We start from the raw sequence: 26,516 nt of genomic DNA, 5'->3' as shown, positions 1-26,516 counted from the left end.
CAGCCTATGTGGTACGAAGGTTTACTCGGCTTGTCAGCCTGGTCACTGGTAGCAGTCACCCTGCTGATGACCCACGTCACGATCATCGCCGTCACGGTCTATCTGCATCGTTACTCGGCCCACCGCTCCCTGGAGCTGAATGGGGGCCTCAAGCATTTCTTCCGTTTCTGGCTGTGGCTGACCACGGCGCAGAACACCCGCGAGTGGACGGCCATCCACCGCAAGCATCACGCCAAATGCGAAACCGTCGATGATCCGCACAGCCCGGTCATCAAGGGGCTGTCCACGGTGCTGCGCAAAGGCGCCGAGCTGTACCGCGCCGAAGCGGAAAACCCCGAGACGCTGCGCATCTACGGCAAGAACTGCCCCGAAGACTGGATCGAGCGCAACCTCTACAGCCGCTTCCCGCTGCTGGGTGTGGCGATCATGGCCGTTATCGACCTGCTGCTGTTCGGCACCATCGGCATCACCATCTGGGCCATCCAGATGATGTGGATCCCGGTGTGGGCCGCCGGCGTGGTCAATGGCCTGGGCCATGCCATCGGTTACCGCAACTTCGAATGTCGCGATGCGGCGACCAACCTGGTGCCGTGGGGCATCCTGATTGGCGGCGAAGAACTGCATAACAACCATCACACCTACCCTAATTCGGCAAAACTGTCGGTGAAGAAGTGGGAATTCGACCTGGGCTGGGCGTGGATCAAAGTCTTCAGCTTCCTGCGCCTGGCCAAGGTTCAACGGGTTGCGCCGATTGCCCATCGCGTCGAAGGCAAGGGCAACCTGGACATGGACACCGCCATGGCGATCCTCAACAACCGCTTCCAGATCATGGCCCAGTACCGCAAATTGGTGATCGGCCCGCTGGTCAAGCAAGAGCTGGAAAAGGTCGATCACTCGGTACGTCACCAGTTCCACCGGGCCAAACGCCTGCTTTCGCGAGAGACCAGCCTGCTGGATGACAAACACCATGTACGCATCCAGAACATGCTCGAGCACAGTCAGGCATTGAAGGTAATTTACGAGAAACGCCTGGCCCTGCAGCAGATCTGGGTCAAGACCAGCTCAAATGGCCACGACATGCTGGCAGCCATCAAGGACTGGGTACACGAAGCCGAAGCCAGCGGGATTCAATCCCTGCGCGACTTCGCCGATCAGTTGAAAACCTACTCCCTGCGCCCTGCCACCGTTTGAGCCACAAACCCTGTGGGAGCGGGCTTGCTCGCGAAAGCGGAGTGTCAGTCACCTTTTATGTCGACTGACACTCCGCTTTCGCGAGCAAGCCCGCTCCCACATTGATTTATGACCGCAAAAACGCGTCGCCAGTACCGCCCGGCGGGAGCAAGCTCCCTCGCCACAAAAGGCGGGAACTTCATCTTGAAACCCTTATCTCAAAGACACTTCGCCATCCCCGGTGGGCTTGGTGTTGGCCGCATGCCCTTTGAGATTTGTTTCGATGGCCCAAAAGAACCTGCAAGACTCATCTCCGTCACATTGGCCCGAGGCCGCGCAGACCCTGATGGCGTTGATGCACGCCCAAGGCGAAGTCACACGCCTGACCGAACGGGAACAACTGCTCAACACATTGCTGGCAAGCGTCAACGCGGTGCTGTGGGCATTCGATTGGGAAACCCGCCGGGTGCTTTACGTCAGCCCTGCCTATGAACGGATCTTTGGCCGGTCAGCCGATCAGTTGCTGGCCGACTGCAATCAATGGCGCGACAGCATTCACCCTGACGACCTCGACTACGCCGAACGCAGCCTGGCCGAAGTGCTGGACAAAGGCGCCGTCGAAGACCGTGAGTATCGAATCATTGCCGCCGACGGCCAGGTGCGCTGGCTAAGCGACAAATGCTTCATCAATCGCCAGGCCGAGCCGGGGCAACCGGTGATCATCGTCGGCATTGCCGAAGACATCACCAACAAGAAGCAGCTGGAAACCGAACTGCAGCGCCTGGCCACCACCGACGCGCTGACCCAGAGCAGCAATCGCCATCATTTCTTCGAATGCGCTCACCGCGAGTTCACAAACGCCCGGCAACAGGGCGAGCCGCTGTCGTTTCTGATGCTGGATATTGATGACTTCAAAACGATCAACGACACCTACGGTCACCAGGAAGGCGACAACGTGCTGCAACGCATTGCCGAAAGCGGACGCGCAGCGTTGCGCCGTCGCGACCTGTTCGGGCGCATTGGCGGTGAGGAATTTGCTGCGGTGTTTCCCGGGTGCACGCCGCAAATGGCCCTGCAAGTGGCTGAACGCCTGCAACGGCAGATTCAGCAATTGAGTTTCAACCATGAAGGCCGGACTTTCGGCATCACTGTCAGCCAGGGCCTGACCAGCCTGAGCGCCTCGGACGAAACCGTGGAGGACCTGTTTTCCCGGGCGGATGCCGCGATGTATCAGGCCAAGCGCGAGGGCAAGAACAGGATTGTCACGGCCTGACAGGCCACCACAAAACCACTGTGGGAGCGGGCTTGCTCGCGAATGCGGAGTGTCAGTCGATGTCGATGTTGGCTGACACGCCCCTTTCGCGAGCAAGCCCGCTCCCACAAGGAATTGAGTGAAACCTACTTCTTGCGAAGGCGCATCAACTCCGGCAAGCCGATCTTGAGCAACCGCGCCGTCCGGCTCTTGGCCAGTTCCTCAATGCCCTCATGCTCGGTCAGGCGCGCCATCTGCGCCGCCATGTTCATCACCAGCGCTTCGCGGGAGTAAACCCCGCCACCGAGCTGGTAGGCCGCCGCAATCAGCTCCCGCAACTCCAGCGGCAGACGCCAGCGTGTACGCAGGGCCGAGCCATAGGCCGCGCCATATTCAACCAGCGCTTCACCCACTTCTTCCAACTCGTCCAGTTCGCCGCCAGCCTGTTTCCATTCCTGCAGACAGCGCAGCAACGCCAGATCGCCGAGACGATGCAACATGCCGGCGCAATAGCAACGCTCCTGATCCAGATCGAGCAAGCGCGCCAGGGTGCGCGCATACTCGGCAGTGTGCAGCGACAGATCCCAGTAACGCTCGGCATAGTCGGCCAATTGCGGATCGCTGAGCCGGGCACTGCGCTTGAGCGCCAGCCCGAGAATCAGGTTCATGCTCTGCCCGGTACCCAGGCGATGCAGCGCCTGGGACAGGGTTTGCACACCCGCGCCGCGGTGCTGGGCCGCGCTGTTGGCGGCGGCAATCAGCACAGCCGTAACCTGCGGATCGGTGCGGATTTCGTCCTCCAGCACCGTCAGGTCGAGGCCATTGGGATTGAGGCTGCGTTTGACCGCCACTTGCACGTCGGTCATCAGCGGCGCACCGTCGGCCAATTCCCGTCGACGCTCCAGAAACACCGACAACGTCATGCCCGGCGCCAGCGCCGGCACTTCGCACGAGACTTCTTCCCCTGCGTGCAGCAGCAACCCCTGCAATCGATGGGTCAGGCTTTCCATGTTCAGGGGCTTGGTCAGGTACGCGGCCGGCGCCAGCGGCAAGGCCTCGCGCACGCTGGCACTGTCGTTGCGACTGCTCATGAGGATGAAGGGCAACGGCGGGTTGCGTTTGCGCTGGCGGATGTTGCGCAGAACATTCAGGCCATCGACACCCGGCAACTCCCAATCGGCGATGACCAGGTCATAGGGATTGGCAGCCAATAGCTCCAGCGCTTGCTGGCCATCGGCGCACAAATCCAGCCGCGCATCGCAGCGTACGTTCAACAACACTTCCTTGAGCAGATCCCGGGACCAGGGGTCGGCCTCGGCAATCAGCACTCTCGGAACCGCGGGTAAAATGACAGTTGTCATACAGCTCTCCCTGGCAATGCAGGAACATTAGCCAATGCTGGCCATTCGATACAGCGTTAATGCGCGGGATGTGTTTTCAGGGGCATGAAAAAACCCGCCGAAGCGGGTTTTTTGTCGATCAGGTCACATCAGAGGGCGCTCTCAATCAGTTTCCCCGTCGATGTGGAAACTGACTGAAAACACCCCCGAGTGATCACAGCTCGGCGAAGCACTCTTCGATGATCGCCAGGCCTTTGTCCAGTTGCTCATCCGGCGAGGTCAGCGGTACCAGGACGCGCAGAACGTTGCCGTAGGTGCCGCAGGACAACAGGATCAGGCCCTTGTCGCGAGCCTTGGCCACAACCGATGCCACAGCGGCAGCGTTTGGCTTGTGGCTGTCGCCGTTTTCGAACAGCTCGACAGCGATCATCGCACCCAGGGCACGGACTTCGCCGATCACCGGGTACTTGGCCTGGATGGCCTTCAGGCCGGTTACCAGACGCTCGCCAACGGCCTTGCAACGATCCAGCAGGTGCTCTTCTTCGAACACTTCCATCACGGCCAGGGCCGCGGCGCAAGCGATCGGGCTACCGGCGTAGGTGCCGCCCAGGCCGCCTGGAGCGATGGCGTCCATGTACTCGGCCTTGCCGCACACACCGGCCAGCGGGAAGCCGCCAGCGATGGATTTGGCGAAGGTGGTCAGGTCGGCAGCAACGCCCATCTGTTCCATGGCGAAGAAAGTACCGGTACGGCCAGCGCCAGTCTGTACTTCGTCAGCGATCAGCAGGATGCCGTGCTGGTCGCACAGGGCACGCAGACGCTTCATGAATTCTTTCGGAGCGACGTAGAAACCACCTTCGCCCTGCACCGGCTCGATGATGATCGCAGCGATGTCTTTCGGCTCGGCGTCGTTCTTGAAGATGCGTTCGATGGAGGCGATCGAGTCGTCGATGCTCACACCGTGCAGTTCGTTCGGGTACAGCGCGCGGAAGATGCCGCCTGGCATCAGGCCCATGCCGGCCGAGTAAGGCACGACTTTACCGGTCAGGCCCAGGGTCATCATGGTGCGACCGTGGTAAGCGCCGGTGAACGCGATCACGCCGGCACGGCCAGTGGCGGCACGGGCGATCTTGATCGAGTTTTCCACGGCTTCGGAACCGGTGGTCACCAGCAGGGTTTTCTTGGCGAAATCACCTGGCACCTTGGCGTTGATTTTTTCGCACACTTCTACGTACGGCTCGTAGGCCAGCACCTGGAAGCAAGTGTGGGTCAGCTTGTTCAGCTGCTCGGTCACGGCCGCGATGATTTTCGGGTGCACGTGGCCGGTGTTCAGCACGGCGATACCGCCGGCGAAGTCGATGAACTCACGACCTTCAACGTCGGTCACGGTCGCATTCTTCGCGGACTCGGCGAAGATCGGGTGAATCTGGCCAACACCACGTGGAACTGCATTGGTACGGCGGGCCATCAAAGAAGCGTTAGTCTTGCTCATTACATTCCTCATTCGCCGCTCATCGGTCGGCGTGGTTCAAGGATTAAGCGGTGGGGAGGTAACTAAGGCAGCATGCGATGATCGACTGCCACAGCGTTCCCGACCACAGAGAAAATTCCGGTTTGAAGCGGCGCAAAGGGACAGCGCTCTCGTGCCCTTTGCGCTTGAAGCAATACTCTTGCGGGGTTAGATGCCCAGGCAGAGGTATTTGATTTCCAGGTAATCTTCGATGCCGTACTTGGAGCCTTCACGGCCCAGGCCCGAGGCCTTGATGCCGCCGAACGGCGCGACTTCGTTGGAGATCAACCCGGTGTTGACGCCGACCATGCCGTATTCCAGGGCTTCAGCCACACGGAACACACGGCCCAGGTCGCGAGCATAGAAGTACGAGGCCAGACCGAACTCGGTGTCGTTGGACATCGCGATCACATCGGCTTCGTCTTTGAAGCGGAACAGTGGAGCCAATGGACCGAAGGTTTCTTCCTTGGCCACGGCAGCGTTGTTCGGCACGTTGGTCAGGATGGTCGGTTCGAAGAAGTTACCTTCCATCGACTTGCCGCCGGACAGCACGGTGGCGCCTTTGGAAACGGCGTCAGCAATGTGCTCTTGCACCTTGGCCACGGCTTTTTCGTCGATCAGCGGGCCAGTGGTGGTGCCTGCTTCCAGACCGTTACCGATCTTGAGCTTGGCCACAGCCACTTTCAGCTTCTCGGCGAACGCATCGTAGACCGAATCCTGAATGTACAGGCGGTTGGCGCAGACGCAGGTCTGACCATTGTTGCGGTACTTGGAAATGATCGCGCCTTCGACGGCCTTATCCAGGTCCGCGTCGTCGAACACGATGAACGGCGCGTTGCCGCCCAGTTCCAGGGACACTTTCTTGATGTCCTTGGCGCATTCCGACATCAGTTGACGACCGATTTCGGTCGAACCGGTGAAGGACAGCTTGCGCACGATCGGGTTGCTGGTCAGTTCGCTGCCGATGTCGCCGGCGCTGCCGGAAACCACGCTGAACACGCCTGCAGGGATACCGGCACGCTGGGCCAGTTCAGCCAGGGCAAAGGCGGAGAACGGAGTTTGCGAAGCAGGCTTGAGCACCATGGTGCAACCGGCGGCCAGGGCCGGGCCGGCTTTACGGGTGATCATGGCAGCCGGGAAGTTCCACGGGGTGATTGCAGCGGTCACGCCAATTGGCTGCTTGATCACGATCAGGCGCTTGTCTGGCTGGTGGCCCGGAATCACGTCACCGTAGATACGCTTGGCTTCTTCGGCGAACCACTCGATAAATGAAGCAGCGTAAACGATTTCGCCCTTGGCTTCGGCCAACGGCTTGCCTTGTTCCAGGGTCATCAGGCGAGCCAGGTCGTCCTGGTTCTCGATGATCAGCTCGTACCAGCGACGCAGTTTGCCTGCACGCTCTTTGGCGGTCAGGGCACGCCAGGCCGGCAGCGCTTTGTCAGCGGCTTCGATCGCACGGCGGGTTTCGGCAGCGCCCATTTTCGGCACAGTGCCCAGAATTTCGCCCGTTGCCGGGTTGTTGACCTTGATCGTCTGACCATTGTCCGCATCAACCCACGCGCCATCAATGAAGGCTTGCTGGCGGAACAACTGGGTGTCTTTAAGCTGCATGTCGGCTTTCCTTAACAGCACCGCGCACGCGCGGAGCAAATTATGATTGTAGAAAGGCGCCTCGATAGGCTGCCGTCAGGGAAATCATTCACCGGGCTGAAGCACATAAATAGCGCACTGATTCAAATCGTGCGGTTCAGCACCCAGACAAGAGCGTTTGAAATCTCAAACGAATCCTAGGATCAAAGGGGGTAAAGGACAATAGCCTGTTCGAAAAAAAGAACGAAAACGACGCTTTTGCCCGTATTTTCTGATCAACGTAGCAAACGCCCGTTACAGCTTTAAAAAAACGCAGGCGATTCAGCAGCATGGACGCCCGCAATGCATATGAGTATCATGGCGCCCGCTGCACCAGTAGCTCAGCTGGATAGAGTACTGCCCTCCGAAGGCAGGGGTCGTGGGTTCGAATCCCGCCTGGTGCACCATACGTTGTAACGAGAAAGCCTCAGGCCTTATGGGTCTGGGGCTTTTTTGTGGACGTGTGTTCGCCGTCATGGATGCAGTCATCCTTCTAGAGAAACTCCCCCCAAACGTCGCGCATTACAACGTGCTTCCCGGCTCCTGCCTGGTACTCCCGATCCCCCCTCGCTCCAAACTTTTCTTGGCCTTACCTTCTTCAGTTTGATTAGAATGGTGGCACATTGCCTCAAATCACAATGGATTGTCCCGCTCGGGATTTCTTAAGCTCATAGAGATATTGGAAATGATGATGTTAAAACGCTGCCTGGTGCTTTCGATTGCTGCTGTTCTTGCTGGTTGCCAAACGTCCGGTGAGGAGTATCAAGCAGATGTATTCGACGCCAGCCAGGTAAACAGCCAGCAGGAAGCTAAAACCGTCAAAATCCTTACGATTTCGCCGAGCAAGATAAAAGTCAGCAACGAAAAGAACAAAAAAGCCGCCATGATGGCGGGTGGGGTGTTGGGTCTGATCGGTGGTGCCGCACTGGGCAACACGAAGAACACTGACACGGCCATTGTCGGCGGTGTAGCCGGTGGCGCTGCAGGCGCCATGGCAGGTTCGATGGTCAATGACACCACCCTGGTACCGGGTGTGCTGATTGGTTATTCCGAAAGCGGCAAGATCTACACGTCTGCCCAGGTGGGTCGCCCTTGTGAGTTCAAGGTTGGCGAAATCTCCCTGATGGTGATGACGATCTCCAACGAAACACGCATTCAGCCGAATGCGACCTGTCCAGAACCCAAGAAAAGCTAAGGGGTCGGACATGAAACCTATTGTTCTGGGCTCCGTCCTCGCACTGCTGGCCATGCCGGCATTGGCAAACCAGTTCGACAGCCTGTATCAAATCGAACAGCAGACCAAACAGACTGAAGCAGCCGCTCAGGCCGAACGCGTCCGTCAGGCGGCAGCCGAACGGGCACGCGAGGATGCTCGTATCGCTGCTGATCGTCGGCAACGGGCAGCGGCACAGCAAGCGGCGCAGCAAAGGGCTCTTGAGCAGCGCAAGTCACAGGAACTTGAACACAAGCGTGTTCAAACCCGTGAAGAAGGCTACGAAGACGAGCTACGCGCACTGGAGCTGGAAGAGCGCCGCCTGGCACTGCAGGCGAAACGCGCGCGCACCGCACGCGCCAACGACTACATCGATGCGGAGTTGCGTGACAGCGCGGCACGCACCGACGTGATCCAGTCTGAAGCCGACTCGGCACGCAATGTGACCTCCGGCACCAAGTCCCTGCTGGAAGATGCCGGCAAGGCTGAAGTCAATCGCTCCAGCCGCTTGTTCGGCGAGTAATCTTCCTATCGATCTGCCCCGGACCCTGGTCCGGGGCATCCGTTATCAGAGATGAATTCCTATGCTGCGTTTATGTACGCTGATTGCCGCAGGCCTGCTCCTGAGCGCCTGCTCCAAAGAAGATCCCAAAGCCCAGGTTCCAGCAGTCGACCTGCACGGACGCCTGGTGGTGGATCAGGAGATGACTGACAGCCGCCAAGCCCAAGGCATCAATGGTGAATATTACAAGCGCGTCCTCACCGTTAATGGTCAGGACATGATCATTGCCGATTTCATCAAGCAATATTGCTCCGACACCAACACCCGCGACGAAACTTGCCTGAAAGCCTTTCGCATCAAGAAAATCGATGATGTCAGCGGCGCAACCAAGTTTCTCCCCAACGGGCTCTGACACCGGTTAGTACGCCAGACGCAGCACATCAGGGCTTTTGCCTGGCCCTGGCTAACTACCACGCGCACGCCCTCGCCTGGCATTTCACCGAAATGCCAGGCGCCATAATGCGCGAATGAGCACATTGGCTAGCTACGCTCAATCGACACTTTGGCCCTTTCCAGATCGGCCTGAATGCGTAGGCTCAACTCCAGACCGCCTGTCCCCCAGCGCGTCGATACGCATGGAAATCGTTCAACCCCCCAACGATGCGCACCTACTTGCCCTGAGCACCGTATCCCTGCACCATCTGCGCAGACAGCCATCAATTCGCCACTAGCGCTTTATCACCCTCTCATTTCCAGAATCATTTTTTAAAAGGACTTTCCATGCCCAGCGCCAACCAAACCATTGCCGAGGCTTTATCCAGTGCACAGTCCATTCTTGCCCAATGGGTGCCTTCAGAGGGCATCAGTGCCGAGCAGGCCTTGGGCGATCTGGTTGGCGTCCTGGATAACCGCACGCTGTTGGCCGCTCAGCGCGTCCAGGCCGGGGAGTGCAACAAGGGCGTAGACCGTGATCTATTGACTCGGCGCTCGAAAGTCACCTTCGACTTGTTGCGTAAATACGGCGTACTGGTCGATCCGGACTCCTTGAGTGACGAAGTCGTGGAACGTCTGTATCCGCGTATCAACTATCCGCGATTGTCGTACGGACATACCCTCCGGGAGTGGAGCGATACGGTCCTGGGTGAAGGTGAACAGGTTCTGTTCTTTCTTCCTCAGGCGCCCAAGCGCAATACCCACTTGAGTACCGTGCAGTTCCTCAGTCACGAGGCCAAGGCGTTTATTGACGAGCTGGTGACGGTGGCGCAGACAGAGGGCGAGTCAGAGGCGCAGGCCACGAGCGAGACGCAGGAGGAGGCTTTCGTCCTGGATCTCTCGAAAGCGGAGCAGACCGGTTTTGACAAAGAGGCCGAAGCGATCATGTCGGGTGGCCAGCGCGGACTCAATACCTTGCGCGCACTGATGGAGGTGGCCGAGGAAGACAAATGTTGGTCGCCAGCCGTTGTGGAGTGCATCGGCAAGCTGCTGGAGACTCACGACAGTGAAGAGGAAGCGGACACACTGGACGTGATGACTGAACTGGTAGACCGCTTCGACTTGATGGTGCGTAAAGCTCGAGAGGTTCTAGAGAAGGCAAAGGTTCAGCCCGTGTGATGCGCCCCAACGGTACGCCCGTGGGCCTCAGGGCTGTCTCAGGAAGTAACCCTCCGGCTGGCATTCACCAGCCACTGTAATGGTTCAAGGGATGGATGAAATGATCAAAAAATCGGTAACCGAACTGGCGTTCGTCAACAGCAAGAACCCACTCCCGACCGTCGAGGTGGACTCGCAAAGCGTTGAGGCCGCTGGCTGCAGTATTTATCGCACCGTGATGGAGGTCTTATCCAGATTGGCCGCGGACGACTCGACGCTGCGAGCCACTCTTTATTTGTATGGCTCGGTCAGTGTCAATTTCCGCGAACCCTGCTGGTCTGAGTTCCTGTTGGTAGCCGGCCCCCAAAAAGTACTGATGGCACTGGGTGCTGGCTTTGAGCGCTTACCAGGGGTGAAGTCCCGCTACAGCGATTACGTACCGTCCTCAGCAGCTGTGCGGACATTCCACGTCGAGGATGGCTTGGTGTGGGAAAAAGAAGACGCCAGCACCTGGTACTCCCATGTACAGAGAGAGGAAGAAGCAACCAGCGAAGCTGTGGACGCAGACAGCGACCAGGAGGCGTTCGAGGAAGAAGAGGCAGATTGGGAAGCTGAGGAACAGGAAGAGCTGGACGACGAGGTCGTGGCCGTCAGCAGAAAGGCAGCACGTTATCGAGCCGCACGCTCGGACGCCAAGGTCAGTAGCATTCGTTTGCGAATAGAGGAAGTCTTCGGCCTGCCGATTGGGTCGGTTGCGCTATGTGGGCCGGATGGCCGGCCTCTGCGTGGCAATGCCCTGATCAGGACACTGCGCAAGCGCTGGGAAGAGGTCTGAAGGCACAAGCGAATCAGGCTGGGCGAAACGTCTCGTTTCCCCCAGCCTGTGTTGAGCCAGTAAATCGGTCATTTGGCGCTGGATTACCCTGTGCGATCAAACGGCACCAAATGACTACTCCGTCGTCCAGTCGAACTCGTCGTACTCATCATCGTCCTCGTCGTCCTCGAAAAGCTCCTCTTCAAGGTCGTCGTCTTCAACAACATCTTCTTCCGGCTGGTTCAGCAGAAAATCCTTGCGACTCTCGGTAATCGCTCGCCGCAGTTCTTCACCCTTTTGCGGGCAGTTGAGCATTTGGGCGATGCGGTCGATTTTTTTTGCCACGGCATCCTCCAACGCATCGGCTATGACCTGATAGTGCGCGCTTTCGGGGGTGGATGCCAAATCCCCGCCATGCTGCGCACTTCAGTTTGCTGCAAATCAGTCTTTAGCGGTGATAGCGCCGTACCACGCTGCTGTTTCTCAGGACGTGGCCTTTGATTTTTTCCAGCAGCTGCGCACGGGTCAGGCCGGCGGGCAAGGCGTCCGGGGCCAGGTCCAGGGCGTAGATCTGGATGATGTAGTGGTGCGCGCTGTCGCCAACGGGTGGGCAAGGGCCGATGTAGCCGGTGGTGTTTTGGCTGTTGGTACCGCCAACGCCCTCGAGGCCGGGTTTGCTTCCGGCACCGGCCGGGATCTGGTGGGTGCCGGCCTTGATGCCGTAATGCACCCACTGATCGATGCCCTGGCCTTTCTGGCCGTCCGGGTCGTGCATGACGATGGCGTAGCTTTGGGTGGCGGCCGGGCCGGTGTTCCAGTTCAATGCCGGGGAAATGTTGTGTCCGCCACAACCCGCGGAATCGCTCGCAGCGGCCGAGGTGAACAGACGGTCATCGGAAACTCCGGGAATGTTCAGGGTGAAGCGTTCCTGGGCCTGCGCCGGGAACTGCACGCAAAGGGCGACAGCGGCGGCTGCGAGCCAAGCGTTGATTGAGGTCAATCGGGTCATACCGGAGCACCTTGTGCGTATTGGGCCGTCGTCGGCGTGCAAACTATAGCCGGACCGTTCACGCCGTGGCAGCGGGGAATTGGCTGAACCTCGCGATAAGCACCAGACTCATAAGTAAACGTCTGTCTGGAGAGCAATCATGACTCTGCATCGCGTTGCGCGTGTTACCAATGTGCCCGAAGACCGGGGTCTGGAAGTGCAAGTCCAGGGCAGCAAGATTCTACTGTTGCGGGCCGGTGAGCAACTTCGCGCTTATCAGGCCGAATGCCCCCATGCCGTCGCCCCGCTGGCTGACGGTGCGGTATGCAACGGTCGCCTGACCTGTCCGTGGCACAAGGCGCAGTTTCGGATCGAGGATGGCGGGCTGTGTGAACCGCCAGCCCTGGACAGTCTCAAGCGCTATCCCCTCGAAGTCCGTGACGGCGACATCTGGGTCGGCGACCAGCCGTTATCGGACGCCCACACGCCACCGGCCGACGATCCACGAACCTTCATTATTATCGGCGCTGGCGCGGCAGGCACGGCGGCAGCAGCGGCGTTGCGCGAGAAAGGCTTCGGTGGCCGGGTGCTGTTGATCGACCGCGAAGCCGATGCCGGATACGACCGCACTGCGCTGAGCAAATACGTGATCGCCGGGGAAATGCCGCCGCAGGAAGTCCCGCCGCTGCGCGACGAGGCGTTTTACCGCGAGCAGCGGATCGAGCGCCTGCAGGGCGAAGTGGCCAGCCTGGACGCATCAAACCGCACACTGCGGCTGACTGACGGCCAATCACTGACCTACGACGCCGCGCTGGTGGCCACCGGCGGCATACCCAAGCCGTTGACGCTGCCCGGCGCCGACTTGCCGCAGGTGTTCGTTTTACGCTCCAGAGCCCATGCGCAGCAGATTCTGCACAGCGCCAGCGCCGGCCAACGGGTGGTGATCATCGGCGACAGTTTCATTGCCATGGAGTCCGCCTCGTCCCTGCGCCAGCTTGGCCTGCACGTGACTGTGCTGGCCCGCCACTCAGTGCCTTTTGCCAAACAGTTCGGCGAAACGGTCGGCAAGGCCATTCGCGCGCGGCATGAAGCCCATGGCGTGATGTTTCATACCCAGGGCAATGCGGCGCAGATCGAAGGAACGGACAAGGTCGAAGCCGTGCGCCTGGACAACGGCCAACGCCTGGCGGCCGATCTGGTGCTGGTCGGCATTGGCGTCACGCCGGCCACCGCCGCCTTCACCGGGCTGGCGAAAGAACAGGATCAGTCGCTGCGTGTCGACGGCGCAATGCGCGTGGCCGACGGCCTCTGGGCGGCTGGCGATATCGCCACCTTCCCGCTGAACAACCAATACGTGCGCATCGAACACTGGCGACTGGCCCAACAGCAGGCGCGAATCGCAGCGGCCAATATGCTGGGCGGGGACGAGCATTACCTCGACGTGCCGTTTTTCTGGACCTGGCATTTCGGCAAGACCTACGACTACCTCGGGCACGCCGAGGCCTGGGACGAAGTCGAGTTCAAGGGCGACCCTTACGATCCGCCCTTCATAGGCCTGTTCGGAAAAAATGGCGTGGTGTCCGCGGCGCTAGCCTGCGAGATGGACCGGGCCATGGCGATGCTTGCCGAGCGGATGAAGCAACCGTTGCCCTGGGAAGAGGCATGGCGCCTGATCCGTGACGTTCCCTAGGGGGGCGGACAGCAAAACGCCCGGCACCTGCGTGATGCAGAGGCCGGGCGTTACTGTATAAACGGCCGCCGTTATTCGGTGGCGCCGGTTTCCGCAAACTTGCTCATGACAAAACCGGCAAACTCTTCGACGGTCATTTTCTGGCCGTTGAAGTCCACCTGATTGTTGGCGTAATGCAAGTTGGTGACGATATTGTTGCCGTCCAGTTTTGCCAGTTGGCTGCCGACCGCCATGCTGCCGAACATGTCTGCGGTGGCGGTGGCCTGATCGGCAATCAGCTTGGCGTCGGTCTGACCGTCGATTTGCGACTGCACGGTGAGTACATCGACCAGCATGGGTTTGGACACTTTCAGTTTGAAGTCCAGCAACGCGATCAACTGCCTGACCAGTTGATCGGTCGGCAGGTCGATGGTTTGTGGCTTGGTCAGGTTGAGCACCATGTTGGCGCGGCTCTCACCGTTGGCCGTGTTGAACGACAGGTTTTCCAGGGCCACCTGCGGACCGGCCGCCAGCAGTTTTTCCAGGCTGGACTTGAGCAGTGCTTCCTCGGCTTCGGTCAGTTTCAGCTCCGGTGCCGGCAGGCCCGCTTCCACCGCTTCGGCCGCCGCACGCTCATACGGCTGCAGCTTGCTCTGGTAGACCTGCATCAACGACATCGTGGCCGGAATGTCGAGGTTCTTCACGCTCATGGTCAGCGCACCGGAACCGATGGTCTTGCCATTCAGGGACACTTCGCCAACTTTGTAATCGGCACGCCCGGAAGCGTTGCTGCCCTTTTCTTCCGTCAGGTTTTTCATCTCGAATTTCTTGAAGTCCAGCACCGACTGCTTGACGCCAAAAGTCGATTTGCCGCTGGCCAGTTCAAGGACGTTCTCGCCGACATAGAAACCGTAGGTACTTTTGGTAAGGTTGCTGGCCAGGGTCAGGCCGTTCAACTCAACCTGCACCGGTGCCTGGTCTTCAGAAACAGTGGTCACTTTCAGGCTGTCCATGTAGCCGGTGGCCTTGACCTTCTGCGCCTTGGCGCTCGCGTCGACGTCCATGCTCAGGCCGGAGAATTTCATGCTCGACTGGTCATCCAGCGCCATTTCCAGTGGCTGCAACTCGAAGGTGCCATTGGTGGCGTTGTCATAGCCGATGTTGACCACGCCAGTCAGTGGGGACTTGTCCTTGGCGGCGGCAAACCACTTCTCGGTGAGCGGGGTCTTTTCCAGTTCGTAGTGACTGGTCGCCAGGACCGGCAGCCACTTCAGCGACATCAGCCGCGAGAACGGCAACGGGCCGTGTTCGATGTGATCGACAAACAGCAGCTCGACCGGTGCTTCGCCGAACATTTCACCTTCGCCCTTGAGACGATAGTGCGCAGTACTGCTGAATACATGACGCTCCAGCGACACCAGTTCCAGCGAAGCGGTGCCGTTGGAACCGACCATGGCCGCTTGCAGCTCCTTGTTGGCATCGGCAATCGAGGAGTTCAACACACCTTCGAGCCTGGTGCCGGTGAACCAGGCACCGCCTGCGCTGATGGCACCGATTGCGACAACAATTCCCAGTAGCACGCCTGCTGATTTGTTCATGTATGACCCGTTCAATGTCCGTTGTTGAAAGTGTGGTCGTCTTCCCTGAACCCATGACGGGTTGCGGCTCGACTGTGCTGAAAGTGGAAAGCAGATTAGCATCAGGCGCGACGAACGGCCCAATGATTAAAGGTGAAGGAGTGTCTTGGGGGATCTCAGGGTTCGAATTTTTCGCTGTGCATTCAATCGCCTTCGCGAGCAAGCCCGCTCCCACATTGGAATGCGTACTCCTGTGGGAGCGAGCCTGCTCGCGAAAGCGTCAGTCTTGCCAACACAAAATCAGGAATACTGGACTTCGATCTCATCGAGTTGATGATCAAAGCTTTTAAGCCGCGCCGTCCAGGTGTACACCAGCACTTCGAAGTCGCGGTTGATCACCGCTCCGCCCGTCACTTCCGCGCGTGGGTCGCAGACGTCCAGTTGATAACGTTCACGGGCCATGGCCGTGGCGACATCGGCCAGCTCCCGGGCATTGCTGAGCCAGTGCCGATCGTCGTCAGCCACTTGCCGGTCCAGCGCCAGGCATTGTTTTTTCAGGGTTTCGAGGCTTTTTTCCAGCGGCGTGCCGGTCAATTCGCCCATGACCTCCTGAAACGTGCGACCCGGTTGCCAGTAACTGCCCCAGAAATAGCGGTCGAACACTGTTTCGACACGACGCAACGCCACCTTGGTATCCCAGATCAGGACCAGGGTCTTGCCTTGTTCGAGTTGTCTTTTTTTGATGCGCTGATTCTGGACCGACGCCCAGGCCACCACCGCAACGGACATCACGGCTATCAACGCGACGGCACTGTCGAGGAACACCAGAGCCTTGTCGATCTGGTGGGCCAGCATGACGCCGTAGAAATAGGTGGCCGACAGCAGCACCAACGCCACGATGGCGCACCAGAAGCCAAGAGCATAAGGGTTTTTCATTGTTGGTTTCCCCCTGACCTGCGCGAGCCTTGTGCGAAGAAAGGGCGCTTTGCACAAGGCGCCTTTCCAACACTTCAAAGCATAGCAACGGCCTCAGGGTTTGCCGGAGTTCGACGCTTGCGTTCGTCCGCTTTCCCAGCCGCCGCCCAACGCCAGGAACAAATCGATCTGGCTGGCGGCTACCTGGGTGTTGGCAGCGGCCAATTGCGCCGTGACATCCGTGTAGGTGCGGGTCGCTTGCAGGTCAGCCAGGAACGATTCGCGGCCGGCCTGGAAGAAGCGATGGGTCTGTTCGGCCGCCAGTTTTGCCGATTGCTCGGCATCGGCCAGGGCGTCGCGGCGTTGCAGCAAGGCCGTGTATTGGGCAAGGCTGGTCTGGGTTTCACGAATCGCGTTGAGCACCACCCCATCGAAATGCGCCAGCGTCGCCTGGGTCACCGCTTCGGCTTCGCGGATGCGCGCTCGGGCGCCGTTGGTCGGCACCTTCCAGGTCAGCGACGGGCCGAAGCCCCAGCGGTTGGTCGACGGGTCGCCGAGATCGTCGAGGATACCGACGGTACCGATGGTCGCGCCGATGCTGATATTCGGGTACAGCTCACCCGTGGCGACCCCGATACCGGCCGTCGCGGCCGCCAGTCGCCGCTCGGCCTGCCGCACATCCGGGCGACGCTTGAGCAACGCGGCGCCATCACCCACCGGGACCAATTGTGCGATTTTCGGCAGTTCGTCGCAGGTAGCGGTGCCGGCCGGCAGCTGGTCCACCGGCTTGGCCAGCAGCATCGACAGGCGATACAGCCCGGCCTGACGTGAGGCCTCATAGCGCGGCATGTCGGCGCGCAGGGATTTGAATTGGGTTTGCGAGCGGGTGACCTGGGTTTCGTCGCCACGCCCGGCATCGCGCAGGCGCTGGATCAGTGTGGTGCTTTGCGCTTGCAGGTCGAGGGAGTGCTGGGCAATTTCCCGCTCTTCATTGGCCGCGCACACCTGGGTGTAGGCCCGTACCACGTCGGCCACCACGGTGATGCGTGCCGTATCGGCGGCGGCCTGCGTCGCATCGGCATTGGCCTTGGCCGCTTCGATACCGCGTTGCAAGGTCCCGAACAGGTCGAACTGGTAGGACGCGCTGATGCCGATGTCGCCAATGTTGGCCACCGGCACTTTTTCCGGTAGCAGGAACGCCTGGCCTGACTCCTGCAGGCGCTGGGCGCCCATCTGCACGCCGCCGCTCCAGCCGCCCGCCGCTTCAGCCTCATCCACCTGAGCGCGAGACCGCGACAGGCTGGCCGCCGCCACGCGCAAATCGGTGTTGGAGGCCATGGCCTGCTGTACCAGTTGGTCGAGTCGCGGGTCCTTGTACAGGCGCCACCAATCGGCTGGCACCGGTGCGGACACCACCGTTTTGCCATCGACCGCCAGATCGCCCTGGATATCTGGACGATGGACAGCCGCCTCTTCGGGCAAGTGATAATCCGGCCCGACCATCTGGCACGCCGACAGCAGCAAACCCAAACCGGCGACCGCCAAACCCGAGGCCTTGCTCATTGCGCCGGCTCCCGTTGCTGATCGCCGATGATCGATACCGTGGCGGTACGCCCGGCGATCATGCGGAAATCGTCCGGCACGTCATCGAAGGCGATTCGCACCGGAATCCGTTGGGCCAGGCGCACCCAACTGAAGGCCGGGTTGACGTTGGGCAGCAGGTTGTTGCCGCTGGTGCGGTCGCGGTCTTCGATACCGGCGACGATGCTTTCTACGTGCCCGCGCAAGCGCGCATTGTCGCCGATCACCCGGATGTCGACGCTCTGGCCGATATGGATGCCGTTCAGTTTGGTTTCTTCGAAATACCCGTCGATGTGGAACGAATTGCTGTCGACCACTGACAACACCGGACGCCCGGCGCTGACGAACTCCTGGGTCCGTGGCGCACGGTCGTTGACGTAGCCGTCCACCGGGCTGCGGATCACCGAGCGGTCAAGGTTGAGCTGCGCGCTGTCCACCGCCACCTGGGCTTCCATCAAGGCCACCTGGGCGCGGGCCACTTTCGACTGGCTTTCTTCCAGTTGCTCAGCCGGCACCAGATTACCGAGACCTTTGTTTCGCTTGGCCTCGCGCTGGGCCTGGGCCAGGGTTTCTTCGCGGTCGGCGACAGCCGCTGTCGCTTGGCGCAGTGCCAGCTTGAAGCGGTCCGGATCGATGCTGAACAGCACTTGGCCGCGCTTGACCAACTGGTTGTCGCGCACCTCCACTTGCTGGATCAACCCGGAAACATCCGGCGCGATTTGCACGATGTCGGCACGGATGTGCCCATCGCGGGTCCAGGGCGCGAACATGTAATACATCACCATGCGCCAGACCACGACCACGGCGAAGCTCACGATCAGCAGGGTCAGCACCACGCGACCAAGGGTTAGAAAGGGTTTTTTCATGTCATCAGGTATCGACTGAGTGAGTCCACGGCGCCAAGCAGCAGGGCGTAGAGGGCCACGTTGAACAATGCCCGGTGCCAGACCAGACGGTAAAAGTGCAGGCGCGTCAGCACCCCGTGCACCAACAGGTACAACACATAGGTAATGCCCATCAGCACCAGCAGCGTGGGCAGAAACACCCCGCTGACATCCAGGTCACCGATCATAAAGGCGCTCCATCAATGCCATGGGGAAGCGGTTCTTCGGGCTCGGCGGCGCCGACGAATTCGACGCCGGGCAACAATGCCAGGCGCAGGCCGCTCAGGGCGTGCAGCAGATGCCGACGGGTTTCGTCATCGCCGGCACCACTGAGGGCGCGACGTGTGCGGTCGAGGGTCATCAGCAGCGGGCTCGGTGCCGGCAAGCGCTCACCGGCCTTGAGACAGGCCTTGAAGTACTCGCCAACCTCGGCCACCACCTGGCGCAGCAGCTCCTGCGGCACACCGAGGACCCGTGGCGTATGGGCGAGCAGGTCCAGCAGATTCAGCGCCACCCGCACTTCCCGCAGCGCCACGCCGGAGTCCTGGCCGGTCATGGCCAGGCGCGGCAGGTGCTGCATCAGCCGATCGAGCATCTTTATGCCCAACAGCCGATGTTCGGACAACGTGGCCGGCTCGGAGAGGCCGACAATGTCACGCCAGCTGAAACGAGTCAGGCGCTTGGCCGCCAGCTCGGCCCCGAACGGCCGGGCGATCAGGGTCCAGATGAACGCGAACAGCAGCCCCATGGGACCGGCCAGGTTGGAGTTGGCGAAACTGAGGAAGTCGGCGTCGTAGGCACCCTGAATGCTGATGAAGGACGAGGTGTTGACCAGGGTCAGCAGCATGCCCAGGTAAAACTGCGGCTTGACCGTCAGGGTGCCGACACAAATGAACGGCACGGCAAACGCCAGCACCAGCATCGGAAAGTCATGCAGGTTGGGCAGCACCAGAAACAGATAAAGGCTGGCGAACACCACCGACATCGCCGTCCAGAAAAAGAACCGGTAAATCTGCGGCGCCGGGTCGTCCATCGAAGCGAAGAAGCTGCACGCCACCGCCGCCAGGATCACGGCGCTGCCGCCATCGGTCCAGCCGAGCAGAATCCACAACACCGAGGCCACGATAATCGCGGTGACGGTGGAAGCCGCGGAATACAACATCAGGCCGCGATCCAGAAACGGGGACAGCCGCCCCAGCCGCCAGTGCCGATACACCGCGCGCCAGCTGTCCTGGCTTTCGCACTGGATGGCGTATTGCAGGCTGCGGCAGTCCTGCCACAGATCGATCCACTCGCCGAGACGGTAGATGGCATTGGAGAACAGCAGCTGCTTGCGGTCATCCAGCGCTTCGGAGGCGGGTTGCAGGGCTTCCAGTTGATCCTTCAGTGCTTGCCAGCGGTCGAGGTCGGCATCCTTGTGCCCGAGCCATTCGGTGGTGGCCGTCAGCAACGGCGCGAACTTATCCACAAGCTCGGGCGTACGCCGTTCCAGGGCATAAAGCGCGTCGTCGAGGGCGTCCACTACCGGCAACAGGTGAATCATCCGCCCACGCAACTCCTTGGTATTGCGCACCGTCTGCGGACGCGAACCTTCGTGGGGCAACTGACCGATCATCAACTCCAGGGAGTTGAAGGTGGCGACCATCGATGCGCGCAACGCACTGACTTCTTCAGGCTGCACGTTGCGACTGAGGAAGCGCAGGCTGTAGGTCGATGCATCGGTAAACCATTTGCTCACCGAATCATTGAACACCGGCGCCAGGCGCCGCGGCCAGAACATGGCACCGACCACCGCCGCTACGGCGATGCCGAGAAAGATTTCTTCAGTCCGCGCCTCGGCCACGTCCCACACCCCCAGCGGGTTGTTCACCACCGGCAGGGCGATCAACGGCAAGGTGTAGCCGGCGAGCATCAAGGCGTAGTTGTTCGCGGTGCGCAAATGCAGGGACAGAAACAGCAGCGTGCCGGTCCACAGCGCAATCACCACCACCAGCACGTAGGGGCTCTGCACGAACATCGGCACGAACAGAACGGCCGCAGCAGCGCCGATAAAGGTCCCGATTGCCCGGTACAACGCCTTGGAGCTGGTAGGGCCGAGAAACGGGCTGGAAACGATGTACACCGTGGCCATCGCCCAGTACGGACGCGGCATTTGCATGAGCAGGGCGATGTACAGCGCGATCATCGAGGCGGCGAAGGTGCGGACCCCATAGAACCAGTCTCGCGCCGGGGGCATGCCTGCAAAAAAACCGTTCAAGAGTTGGCCACCGATGGCGGCGTGGCCGCTTCAAAAGCTCTCAGTACCCGCAGCGTAGCTTCCAGATCACTCGGGGCAATACCTTCCAGGACTTCCTGGCGCAAGCGCACCAACTCCACTTCGACCGCCTGCACCAGCTCCCGGCCGGCGTCGGTCAGGCTCAGGCATTTGGCGCGGCGGTCCTGCGCGTCTTCGGTCCGGCAGACGTAACCGGAGTGGCACAGTTGATCAAGCAGGCGCACCAGCGATGGACTCTCCATCCCTGCGGCTTGCGCCACCGTCACCTGGCGCACGCCCTCACCCAGGCGCCCGATCATCAACAGCGGAACGGCGCAGGCTTCGGAGATTCCATAGTTGACCAGCGTGGTCTGGCAGATTTTGCGCCAATGCCTGGCGGCCACCACCATGGCGCTGCTGATGTTCATCTGGATAACGTCGAGGTTGTTCGGCACGAGGGAAAATACACACTGTTAGTTTGCTAACTATCAATATTGCATTGGAGAGGATTTTCCGTCAAGTTTTGAAACAATTACGTAACAGCGACCTGCCGAGAGCCCTCAACGTTTACTGGCGCGCTCATACACCTCACTGCGTTCGCGCTTTCCTACTGCAACGACAGAAACAACAATGCGCTCATCTATCACCTCGTAGACGAGTCGATATCCCGATGACCTCAGCTTGATCTTGTAGCAGTCAGGCATGCCATGCAGCGCGTCAGACTGGATTCGAGGCACCTCAAGCCGCTCTGACAGCTTCTTTTTGAATTGCTCACGCACTGTGTGCCCCAGCTTGTCCCATTCTTTGCGTGCAGACGGGAGAAATTCGAGCTTATAAGTCATCCAGCGTTACCGGGATCGGCGTTTCATGACGACGAGAACGCACGAGTTCCGCCAACTCCAAATCATCAAGGCGCTCCATCATGGCTTCGAACACATCGGCAGGAACCATGTAGCCCATGACGCGATTGTGATTGAGCACCGCGACGGGCCCTCCATGGGCGCCATTCAAAACGGCAGAGGGGTTTTTCTTTAGTTCAGACACGCTGACAGCCATATCGGCCAAAACATTTTGCATAATTAAGACCTCAAATAAGGTCTTAATTTTGGTCAATTAGTTCGATCAGAGCAACCTCTGTGAACCGCCGCCTATCCGTTATTTACACCCCCCGCCCCTTCCTCAACATCACATCCAGTTGATCCACCACCTCCGCCCAATCTGCGTCATCGAGTATCTCTTCACGCAGAAGCTCCGCCTGGCTCGGGCTCCAGAAAAATGCATCCGCAAGGTGCAGTTCCGGTTTGAGCGGTGAATGGGTGGCGATGAATTTATCGATGCTTTCGGCGTCGTCCGGCAGGCCGAGTTGTTTGAACAGGGATGGCAGGTTGTGGGTCGGGCTTTCCATGTTGAACTCCGGTGAGTTTATAAGGGGACCGCTGCGCGGTCATCGCGAGCAGGCTCGCTCCCACAAGTATCTGTGTCGATCACAAAACCTGTGGGAGCGAGCCTGCTCGCGAAGACGTCAGCATTGACGAAACAAAACTCAATGACTCAACTCCCGCACCTCCGCATGCGGCACCATTTTCAGGAACTCGGGCATGTCCATGCGCACCAGGTTGACGTGGTTGCCGGCCTCCAGATAGATGTCTTTCTGCCGGGTCAGCAGCGGGTCGATGACCACTTCCAATCCATAGGACTCACCCAGCGCCGGTACGGCACCGCGTTCGCAATCGTCGAACAGGTGCGCCAGGTTGCTTTCGCGGGAAACCTGCCACTCACCGCTGCTGCGGACCTTGCTCAGGTCAAGGTGACGGCTGGCGGGCAGCACGGCCATCAGGTAGTGCCCATGGTGATCGTCGAGGATCACCGATTTGGCCACCCGTTCGGCAGGAATACCGGCGACCCGCGCCGTTTCGAGGCTGCTGGCCGAATGGGGGTGGCTGACGATGTCATATTCGCATTGAGCCTTTTCCAGGCTTCGCTGCACAGTTCTTGCCATACGCATGATGCACCTCGGTGTCCGCCGTGATTGCTGGCAGACGATGGTTAAAGCTTTGCTTGCGTAGTAAAAGTCTAGGCCCGCCGGCGTGATCCGGTGGGAAATCCGCCCATCGGCCGACGACAACAATTGAGCAAAATTCATACAGGGCGAGGGTCAACTAAACTGTACTCAGAGCCATTCCACGACTCTCCCGGAGGGTCATGTGAACACGCGTTGTTGTGCAGTTGCGTTGCTGTTGGCGTTGAGCGGATCGGCCTTCGCTGCCGACACGGTTGTGTTGCTGGTACCCAATCCCATCGGGATCTGGCTAATCACCTTCGGCATCGCATTCCTGATCGCCGAGGCAGCCCTGCCCAATTACGGCGTGATCGGCCTGGGCGGCATCGTGATGTTCGTGATCGGCGCGGTAATCCTGTCCAACACCGAAGTGCCCGTGCCGTTGATGATCGGCCTGGCAGTGGTCAGCGCGCTGCTACTGATCTACCTGGTGATTCACGCCCTGAAGACCCGACCGCGCCACATCGTCAGCGGTGATGCCGGGCTGCTCGGTAGCGTGACGGCAGTGACGTCATTGCAGGCCGGCAACGCCTATGGCGGCTGGATTCATTTGCAAGGAGAACAATGGCAAGTGCTCAGCGCGACGCCGCTGCAACCCGGACAACAGGTGCGGGTGGTGGGGCGCAAGGGCTTGCTGCTGCAAGTGGCCGCGGCTGACGCGGCGCCGGGCGGAGAATAGTCATGGGTTTGCAATTGGGTCTTGTCGCGCTGCTGCTGTTGCTCATCGCACTGGCGGGGTCGACGTTCCGCATCCTGCGCGAGTACGAGCGCGGGGTGGTGTTCCAGCTCGGGCGCTTCTGGCAGGTCAAAGGGCCCGGCCTGATCCTGCTGATTCCGGTGGTCCAGCAGATGGTTCGGGTTGACTTGCGCACCGTGGTGCTGGACGTGCCGCCGCAAGACGTGATCACCCGCGACAACGTGTCGGTCAAGGTCAACGCGGTGCTGTATTTCCGCGTGCTCGACCCGCAGAAGGCCATTATCCAGGTCGAGGATTTCCTGGCCGCCACCAGCCAATTGGCGCAAACCACGTTGCGGGCAGTGCTGGGTAAACACGAACTGGACGAACTGCTGGCCGAACGCGAACGGTTGAACCTGGACATCCAGCAAGTGCTCGACGCCCAGACCGACGCCTGGGGCATCAAGGTCGCCAACGTCGAGATCAAGCACGTGGACCTCAACGAATCGATGATCCGCGCCATTGCCAGGCAGGCCGAAGCCGAGCGGGAACGGCGCGCCAAGGTGATCCACGCCGAAGGCGAATTGCAGGCCTCGGAAAAACTCATGCAGGCCGCCGAAATGCTGGGCCGCCAACCGGGGGCCATGCAACTGCGCTACATGCAGACCCTGAGTTCGATTGCCGGCGACAAGAGCTCGACCATCGTCTTTCCGTTGCCGATCGAGTTGCTCAAGGGCATGGCTGACTTGTCGTCGAAACCCTGAACGCCGATCGGTCAGGACCTGGGCAGCACTTCGGATTCAGCGAGCCAGGTCAGCAGTCGATCAAGGCAGGCCTCGACCGTATGTACCCCGGTGTCGAGCACCAGCGCCGCATCGACCGGCGCCTGATACGGCGCAGACACCCCGGTAAAGCCGCTCAACTCACCCCGTCGGGCACGGGCATAGTGACCTTTCGGATCACGTTGCTCGCACACCGCCAGGGCCGCGCTGCACCAGACTTCCCGGTAGTCATCACCGAGTCGCCGGGCGAACACGTCACGCAACTCCACCAAGGGCGCGATCATCGCCAGGATCACGATTTGTCCGTTCTCCACCAGCAACGATGCCAGTTCGCTGGCACGGCGGATGTTCTCCTGACGATCGCTGTCGCCAAAGCCCAGGTCTCGGTTGAGCCCCACCCGCAGCCCGTCACCATCGAGCACCACGCTCTGCAGTCCGCGAGCAAACAACTCGGCGTGCAGCGCTTGCGCAAGGGTCGACTTGCCTGCGGCCGGCAGGCCGGTCAGCAGGATCGCCGCGCCGCGATGACCGTTGCGTCGCTCGCGCTGAGCCCGGCTTACGCTGGCGGTCGGGGCCTTCACGTCAGCGCACCGGGACATGCGCCACCGGCACCGTAATATCACCTGCCGCCCAGGCCGCTTCACGGTTGGCCAGGGCCGTGGCGATGGACTGGACTTGCGTCGATTGCACCTGATCCGGCAGCGGGTCGAGACCGGCGCTGGCGAAAATCTGCCCATAGGCGTTGCGCAGATCCGCGTAGGACAGGTCACGACGCAGATCGGCCTGCAAGGTGTTGAGTTCCCCCTGGATCAGATCAAGCTCTCCGATGCCGTCCGCCTGGTGACGGTTGCGCAACTGACCGACGATTTGCCCGTCGATGTCCGACAATTGCTGATTGGTCTTGAACTGGCGCAGGGCCTCGCGGTAGTTGGCATTGGCCACATACAGCTGCGCCAGCACCGCAATCGACATCGCCTGACGGCGCGCCGTGGCGACTTCTTCACCGGCCTTGGCTACGTCGATCGCCGCCGGAGCCGAGATCACGTTGAACAGGTTCCAGGTGACTTTGACGCCGTAATCAGCCCAGCCTTGCTCCACCAGGAACGAGTTGCTGTCGTAATGTCCGCCGGCGGAGAACTCCAGGCCCGGCAGCAGGCGCAACATGGCCTTGCGAGTTTCGGCTGCGCTGATGCGGGTCTGGTAATCCTGCTCACGCAGTTCCGGACGACTGGTCAGGGCTTCCAGTTCGAGGCTGGCCAGGTCGACCTTGAGCTCGGGAATCTCATAACCGTTATCGGTCGCCAGGGTCAGCTCCGTGCCCATCGGCAGGTTGATCAGGGTTGCCAGCTCGGTCTTGGCCAGTGACAACGCACGGCGCTGCTCTTCCAGTTGCCGTGTCGCCTCGATCAGCGAGCGCTGATAACCGAGGGCCTGCACCGGGTCGCCAATGCGCTGCTGGCTCATGCTCTGGCTGTTGTTGCGCGCGGTTTCAACCCGCGCCATCAGGCTGTCGATCTGTGTGAGCAGGCGTTCGGCGGCCATCGCCCGCCAGTACGCCGAACGCACGTCCTGGACGATGGTGTTGATCACCTTGCGCCGACGCTCCTGAACGATCAGGCGCTGGTCGCCCTGCTGCTTGGCGCTGATGTAGCTGACACCAAAATCGAGCACGTTCCAGACCATGGTCAGGTCCGCTACATCACGGTCGCGGTCCTGGGAGGTCGAAGGTTCCAGGGACTGCGTGCCGGTGCGCACACTCTGGCTGCTGGAGGCATTGACGTTGTTACGCCCCACGTATCCGGCGTCCAGCGCCATGCGCGGCAGCATGTCGAAACTGGCGAGGTCGAGCTGACGCTTGGCCAGGGCCTCTTCCATGATTTTCAACCGGCCTTCGAGGTTGTACTTCACCGCACGGGCCATGGCCTGGTGCAGGGTCAACGGGCCGCCAAGGGGCTCCTGCCCCTTGTACATGGCTTGCAGGTCACTTTTGGCCCGCTGCTCACTGACACTGCGTTCGATCGGCTCACTGGTGACTGCGCATCCGCTCATCGCCAGTGCCAGCAGGCTGGCGCCGAACAACTTATGACTTTTTTTCATCCTTGCATCGCCCC

Annotated in this window: 28 protein-coding genes and 1 tRNA gene; 11 read left to right on the top strand and 18 right to left on the bottom strand. The window is 60.3% G+C overall.

What is annotated here, in order from left to right; all coding sequences use genetic code 11:
* The first annotated feature begins 6 nt into the window (after positions 1 to 6).
* Both desA and ACXX83_RS25545 read left to right on the top strand, forming a co-directional pair.
* Complete coding sequence (gene desA / locus ACXX83_RS25550; protein WP_015092975.1) at positions 7 to 1,191, top strand: delta-9 fatty acid desaturase DesA; 1,185 nt, start codon at positions 7 to 9, stop codon at positions 1,189 to 1,191.
* A 262-nt stretch (positions 1,192 to 1,453) separates the two neighbouring features.
* Complete coding sequence (locus ACXX83_RS25545; protein WP_458549941.1) at positions 1,454 to 2,443, top strand: sensor domain-containing diguanylate cyclase; 990 nt, start codon at positions 1,454 to 1,456, stop codon at positions 2,441 to 2,443.
* A 125-nt stretch (positions 2,444 to 2,568) separates the two neighbouring features.
* On the opposite strand, the gene ACXX83_RS25540 is transcribed toward ACXX83_RS25545, so the two are convergent.
* The 3 genes from ACXX83_RS25540 to gabD form a co-directional block, all read right to left on the bottom strand.
* Positions 2,569 to 3,783 (bottom strand): HDOD domain-containing protein, encoded by a 1,215-nt coding sequence (locus tag ACXX83_RS25540; protein WP_458549940.1) that lies wholly within the window; start codon positions 3,781 to 3,783, stop codon positions 2,569 to 2,571.
* 193 nt (positions 3,784 to 3,976) lie between these two features.
* Entirely contained in the window at positions 3,977 to 5,254 is a 1,278-nt protein-coding gene (gene gabT, locus ACXX83_RS25535) for a 4-aminobutyrate--2-oxoglutarate transaminase (protein ID WP_007975624.1), read from the bottom strand.
* A gap of 186 nt (positions 5,255 to 5,440) precedes the next feature.
* Positions 5,441 to 6,883, bottom strand: coding sequence for an NADP-dependent succinate-semialdehyde dehydrogenase (gene gabD / locus ACXX83_RS25530; protein WP_102700143.1), 1,443 nt, complete (start codon positions 6,881 to 6,883; stop codon positions 5,441 to 5,443).
* Positions 6,884 to 7,231: 348 nt separating this feature from the next.
* Between gabD and ACXX83_RS25525 the strand changes: the two genes are divergently transcribed.
* The 6 genes from ACXX83_RS25525 (at position 7,232) to ACXX83_RS25500 (ending at position 11,041) form a co-directional block, all read left to right on the top strand.
* Positions 7,232 to 7,308, top strand: a tRNA-Arg gene (locus ACXX83_RS25525).
* 278 nt (positions 7,309 to 7,586) lie between these two features.
* On the top strand, positions 7,587 to 8,096 hold the full coding sequence (locus ACXX83_RS25520; RefSeq protein WP_217836846.1) for a hypothetical protein: 510 nt from the start codon (positions 7,587 to 7,589) through the stop codon (positions 8,094 to 8,096).
* Between the two features lie 10 nt (positions 8,097 to 8,106).
* On the top strand, positions 8,107 to 8,637 hold the full coding sequence (locus tag ACXX83_RS25515) for a DUF5384 family protein (protein ID WP_217836845.1): 531 nt from the start codon (positions 8,107 to 8,109) through the stop codon (positions 8,635 to 8,637).
* A gap of 61 nt (positions 8,638 to 8,698) precedes the next feature.
* On the top strand, positions 8,699 to 9,028 hold the full coding sequence (locus ACXX83_RS25510) for a hypothetical protein (protein WP_458549939.1): 330 nt from the start codon (positions 8,699 to 8,701) through the stop codon (positions 9,026 to 9,028).
* A gap of 368 nt (positions 9,029 to 9,396) precedes the next feature.
* Positions 9,397 to 10,227, top strand: a complete 831-nt coding sequence (locus ACXX83_RS25505; RefSeq protein WP_458549938.1) for a hypothetical protein — start codon at positions 9,397 to 9,399, stop codon at positions 10,225 to 10,227.
* Between the two features lie 91 nt (positions 10,228 to 10,318).
* Entirely contained in the window at positions 10,319 to 11,041 is a 723-nt protein-coding gene (locus tag ACXX83_RS25500) for a hypothetical protein (RefSeq protein WP_458549937.1), read from the top strand.
* Positions 11,042 to 11,155: 114 nt separating this feature from the next.
* Here ACXX83_RS25500 and ACXX83_RS25495 read toward each other — a convergent pair whose 3' ends face one another.
* Together ACXX83_RS25495 and ACXX83_RS25490 are read right to left on the bottom strand one after the other, a co-directional pair.
* Complete coding sequence (locus ACXX83_RS25495; RefSeq protein WP_217836843.1) at positions 11,156 to 11,425, bottom strand: hypothetical protein; 270 nt, start codon at positions 11,423 to 11,425, stop codon at positions 11,156 to 11,158.
* 43 nt (positions 11,426 to 11,468) lie between these two features.
* Complete coding sequence (locus ACXX83_RS25490) at positions 11,469 to 12,029, bottom strand: YbhB/YbcL family Raf kinase inhibitor-like protein (protein WP_102700138.1); 561 nt, start codon at positions 12,027 to 12,029, stop codon at positions 11,469 to 11,471.
* Positions 12,030 to 12,168: 139 nt separating this feature from the next.
* Between ACXX83_RS25490 and ACXX83_RS25485 the strand changes: the two genes are divergently transcribed.
* Positions 12,169 to 13,698 carry an FAD-dependent oxidoreductase gene (locus ACXX83_RS25485; RefSeq protein ID WP_458549936.1) on the top strand — a complete coding sequence of 510 codons (1,530 nt, stop codon included), beginning with the start codon at positions 12,169 to 12,171 and terminating at the stop codon, positions 13,696 to 13,698.
* 71 nt (positions 13,699 to 13,769) lie between these two features.
* Here ACXX83_RS25485 and ACXX83_RS25480 read toward each other — a convergent pair whose 3' ends face one another.
* The 11 genes from ACXX83_RS25480 to ACXX83_RS25430 form a co-directional block, all read right to left on the bottom strand.
* Complete coding sequence (locus tag ACXX83_RS25480; RefSeq protein WP_217836840.1) at positions 13,770 to 15,275, bottom strand: YdgA family protein; 1,506 nt, start codon at positions 15,273 to 15,275, stop codon at positions 13,770 to 13,772.
* Between the two features lie 279 nt (positions 15,276 to 15,554).
* Positions 15,555 to 16,190: a hypothetical protein gene (locus tag ACXX83_RS25475; RefSeq protein ID WP_015092963.1), complete on the bottom strand. Its 636-nt coding sequence runs from the start codon at positions 16,188 to 16,190 to the stop codon at positions 15,555 to 15,557.
* Between the two features lie 93 nt (positions 16,191 to 16,283).
* Complete coding sequence (locus tag ACXX83_RS25470; protein ID WP_102675672.1) at positions 16,284 to 17,732, bottom strand: efflux transporter outer membrane subunit; 1,449 nt, start codon at positions 17,730 to 17,732, stop codon at positions 16,284 to 16,286.
* The gene (locus tag ACXX83_RS25465) at positions 17,729 to 18,616 is read right to left on the bottom strand and encodes an efflux RND transporter periplasmic adaptor subunit (RefSeq protein WP_458549935.1); all 888 of its coding nucleotides are present in this window, start codon (positions 18,614 to 18,616) and stop codon (positions 17,729 to 17,731) included. The genes ACXX83_RS25470 and ACXX83_RS25465 overlap by 4 nt, the downstream gene beginning before the upstream one ends.
* The gene (locus tag ACXX83_RS25460; protein WP_007975639.1) at positions 18,613 to 18,822 is read right to left on the bottom strand and encodes a DUF1656 domain-containing protein; all 210 of its coding nucleotides are present in this window, start codon (positions 18,820 to 18,822) and stop codon (positions 18,613 to 18,615) included. Before ACXX83_RS25460 ends, ACXX83_RS25465 begins: the two co-directional genes overlap by 4 nt.
* Complete coding sequence (locus ACXX83_RS25455; protein ID WP_458549934.1) at positions 18,819 to 20,891, bottom strand: FUSC family protein; 2,073 nt, start codon at positions 20,889 to 20,891, stop codon at positions 18,819 to 18,821. Before ACXX83_RS25455 ends, ACXX83_RS25460 begins: the two co-directional genes overlap by 4 nt.
* Positions 20,888 to 21,316, bottom strand: coding sequence for a MarR family winged helix-turn-helix transcriptional regulator (locus ACXX83_RS25450; protein WP_102675668.1), 429 nt, complete (start codon positions 21,314 to 21,316; stop codon positions 20,888 to 20,890). The genes ACXX83_RS25455 and ACXX83_RS25450 overlap by 4 nt, the downstream gene beginning before the upstream one ends.
* Positions 21,317 to 21,448: 132 nt before the next feature.
* Positions 21,449 to 21,730 carry a type II toxin-antitoxin system RelE family toxin gene (locus ACXX83_RS25445; protein ID WP_217836836.1) on the bottom strand — a complete coding sequence of 94 codons (282 nt, stop codon included), beginning with the start codon at positions 21,728 to 21,730 and terminating at the stop codon, positions 21,449 to 21,451.
* Positions 21,720 to 21,965, bottom strand: coding sequence for a type II toxin-antitoxin system prevent-host-death family antitoxin (locus ACXX83_RS25440; RefSeq protein WP_007975643.1), 246 nt, complete (start codon positions 21,963 to 21,965; stop codon positions 21,720 to 21,722). The genes ACXX83_RS25445 and ACXX83_RS25440 overlap by 11 nt, the downstream gene beginning before the upstream one ends.
* A gap of 82 nt (positions 21,966 to 22,047) precedes the next feature.
* Positions 22,048 to 22,293: a DUF2789 domain-containing protein gene (locus ACXX83_RS25435; protein ID WP_015092958.1), complete on the bottom strand. Its 246-nt coding sequence runs from the start codon at positions 22,291 to 22,293 to the stop codon at positions 22,048 to 22,050.
* 138 nt (positions 22,294 to 22,431) lie between these two features.
* A complete protein-coding gene (locus tag ACXX83_RS25430) occupies positions 22,432 to 22,893 on the bottom strand; it encodes an aminoacyl-tRNA deacylase (protein WP_007975646.1) in 462 nt (153 codons plus the stop codon).
* A 199-nt stretch (positions 22,894 to 23,092) separates the two neighbouring features.
* Between ACXX83_RS25430 and ACXX83_RS25425 the strand changes: the two genes are divergently transcribed.
* Together ACXX83_RS25425 and ACXX83_RS25420 are read left to right on the top strand one after the other, a co-directional pair.
* The gene (locus ACXX83_RS25425) at positions 23,093 to 23,626 is read left to right on the top strand and encodes an NfeD family protein (RefSeq protein WP_458549933.1); all 534 of its coding nucleotides are present in this window, start codon (positions 23,093 to 23,095) and stop codon (positions 23,624 to 23,626) included.
* Between the two features lie 2 nt (positions 23,627 to 23,628).
* Positions 23,629 to 24,387, top strand: a complete 759-nt coding sequence (locus tag ACXX83_RS25420) for a slipin family protein (protein WP_015092956.1) — start codon at positions 23,629 to 23,631, stop codon at positions 24,385 to 24,387.
* A gap of 11 nt (positions 24,388 to 24,398) precedes the next feature.
* Here ACXX83_RS25420 and cysC read toward each other — a convergent pair whose 3' ends face one another.
* Both cysC and ACXX83_RS25410 read right to left on the bottom strand, forming a co-directional pair.
* On the bottom strand, positions 24,399 to 25,004 hold the full coding sequence (gene cysC / locus ACXX83_RS25415; RefSeq protein ID WP_458549932.1) for an adenylyl-sulfate kinase: 606 nt from the start codon (positions 25,002 to 25,004) through the stop codon (positions 24,399 to 24,401).
* Positions 24,988 to 26,502 (bottom strand): TolC family protein, encoded by a 1,515-nt coding sequence (locus ACXX83_RS25410; RefSeq protein ID WP_458549931.1) that lies wholly within the window; start codon positions 26,500 to 26,502, stop codon positions 24,988 to 24,990. The genes cysC and ACXX83_RS25410 overlap by 17 nt, the downstream gene beginning before the upstream one ends.
* Positions 26,503 to 26,516: the final 14 nt, after the last annotated feature.

It is taken from the genome of Pseudomonas sp. GNP012 (genome assembly GCF_054343835.1).
The sequence above is the reverse complement of the archived record's forward strand: the minus strand, read 5'-3'. Positions and strand labels throughout refer to the sequence as shown.

Excerpts from the sequence above, each read along its gene's own strand:
- ACXX83_RS25470 (WP_102675672.1), bottom strand. The coding sequence starts at position 17,732 with ATGAGCAAGGCCTCGGGTTTGGCGGTCGCCGGTTTGGGTTTGCTGCTG.
- ACXX83_RS25505 (WP_458549938.1), top strand. The coding sequence starts at position 9,397 with ATGCCCAGCGCCAACCAAACCATTGCCGAGGCTTTATCCAGTGCACAG.
- ACXX83_RS25545 (WP_458549941.1), top strand. The coding sequence starts at position 1,454 with ATGGCCCAAAAGAACCTGCAAGACTCATCTCCGTCACATTGGCCCGAG.
- ACXX83_RS25510 (WP_458549939.1), top strand. The coding sequence starts at position 8,699 with ATGCTGCGTTTATGTACGCTGATTGCCGCAGGCCTGCTCCTGAGCGCC.
- ACXX83_RS25445 (WP_217836836.1), bottom strand. The coding sequence starts at position 21,730 with ATGACTTATAAGCTCGAATTTCTCCCGTCTGCACGCAAAGAATGGGAC.
- ACXX83_RS25520 (WP_217836846.1), top strand. The coding sequence starts at position 7,587 with ATGATGATGTTAAAACGCTGCCTGGTGCTTTCGATTGCTGCTGTTCTT.
- ACXX83_RS25465 (WP_458549935.1), bottom strand. The coding sequence starts at position 18,616 with ATGAAAAAACCCTTTCTAACCCTTGGTCGCGTGGTGCTGACCCTGCTG.
- cysC (WP_458549932.1), bottom strand. The coding sequence starts at position 25,004 with ATGTCCCGGTGCGCTGACGTGAAGGCCCCGACCGCCAGCGTAAGCCGG.
- desA (WP_015092975.1), top strand. The coding sequence starts at position 7 with ATGTGGTACGAAGGTTTACTCGGCTTGTCAGCCTGGTCACTGGTAGCA.
- ACXX83_RS25420 (WP_015092956.1), top strand. The coding sequence starts at position 23,629 with ATGGGTTTGCAATTGGGTCTTGTCGCGCTGCTGCTGTTGCTCATCGCA.
- ACXX83_RS25540 (WP_458549940.1), bottom strand. The coding sequence starts at position 3,783 with ATGACAACTGTCATTTTACCCGCGGTTCCGAGAGTGCTGATTGCCGAG.
- ACXX83_RS25475 (WP_015092963.1), bottom strand. The coding sequence starts at position 16,190 with ATGAAAAACCCTTATGCTCTTGGCTTCTGGTGCGCCATCGTGGCGTTG.
- ACXX83_RS25435 (WP_015092958.1), bottom strand. The coding sequence starts at position 22,293 with ATGGAAAGCCCGACCCACAACCTGCCATCCCTGTTCAAACAACTCGGC.
- ACXX83_RS25440 (WP_007975643.1), bottom strand. The coding sequence starts at position 21,965 with ATGCAAAATGTTTTGGCCGATATGGCTGTCAGCGTGTCTGAACTAAAG.
- ACXX83_RS25450 (WP_102675668.1), bottom strand. The coding sequence starts at position 21,316 with ATGAACATCAGCAGCGCCATGGTGGTGGCCGCCAGGCATTGGCGCAAA.
- ACXX83_RS25410 (WP_458549931.1), bottom strand. The coding sequence starts at position 26,502 with ATGAAAAAAAGTCATAAGTTGTTCGGCGCCAGCCTGCTGGCACTGGCG.
- ACXX83_RS25430 (WP_007975646.1), bottom strand. The coding sequence starts at position 22,893 with ATGCGTATGGCAAGAACTGTGCAGCGAAGCCTGGAAAAGGCTCAATGC.
- ACXX83_RS25485 (WP_458549936.1), top strand. The coding sequence starts at position 12,169 with ATGACTCTGCATCGCGTTGCGCGTGTTACCAATGTGCCCGAAGACCGG.
- ACXX83_RS25480 (WP_217836840.1), bottom strand. The coding sequence starts at position 15,275 with ATGAACAAATCAGCAGGCGTGCTACTGGGAATTGTTGTCGCAATCGGT.
- ACXX83_RS25490 (WP_102700138.1), bottom strand. The coding sequence starts at position 12,029 with ATGACCCGATTGACCTCAATCAACGCTTGGCTCGCAGCCGCCGCTGTC.
- gabD (WP_102700143.1), bottom strand. The coding sequence starts at position 6,883 with ATGCAGCTTAAAGACACCCAGTTGTTCCGCCAGCAAGCCTTCATTGAT.
- ACXX83_RS25500 (WP_458549937.1), top strand. The coding sequence starts at position 10,319 with ATGGATGAAATGATCAAAAAATCGGTAACCGAACTGGCGTTCGTCAAC.
- gabT (WP_007975624.1), bottom strand. The coding sequence starts at position 5,254 with ATGAGCAAGACTAACGCTTCTTTGATGGCCCGCCGTACCAATGCAGTT.
- ACXX83_RS25515 (WP_217836845.1), top strand. The coding sequence starts at position 8,107 with ATGAAACCTATTGTTCTGGGCTCCGTCCTCGCACTGCTGGCCATGCCG.
- ACXX83_RS25460 (WP_007975639.1), bottom strand. The coding sequence starts at position 18,822 with ATGATCGGTGACCTGGATGTCAGCGGGGTGTTTCTGCCCACGCTGCTG.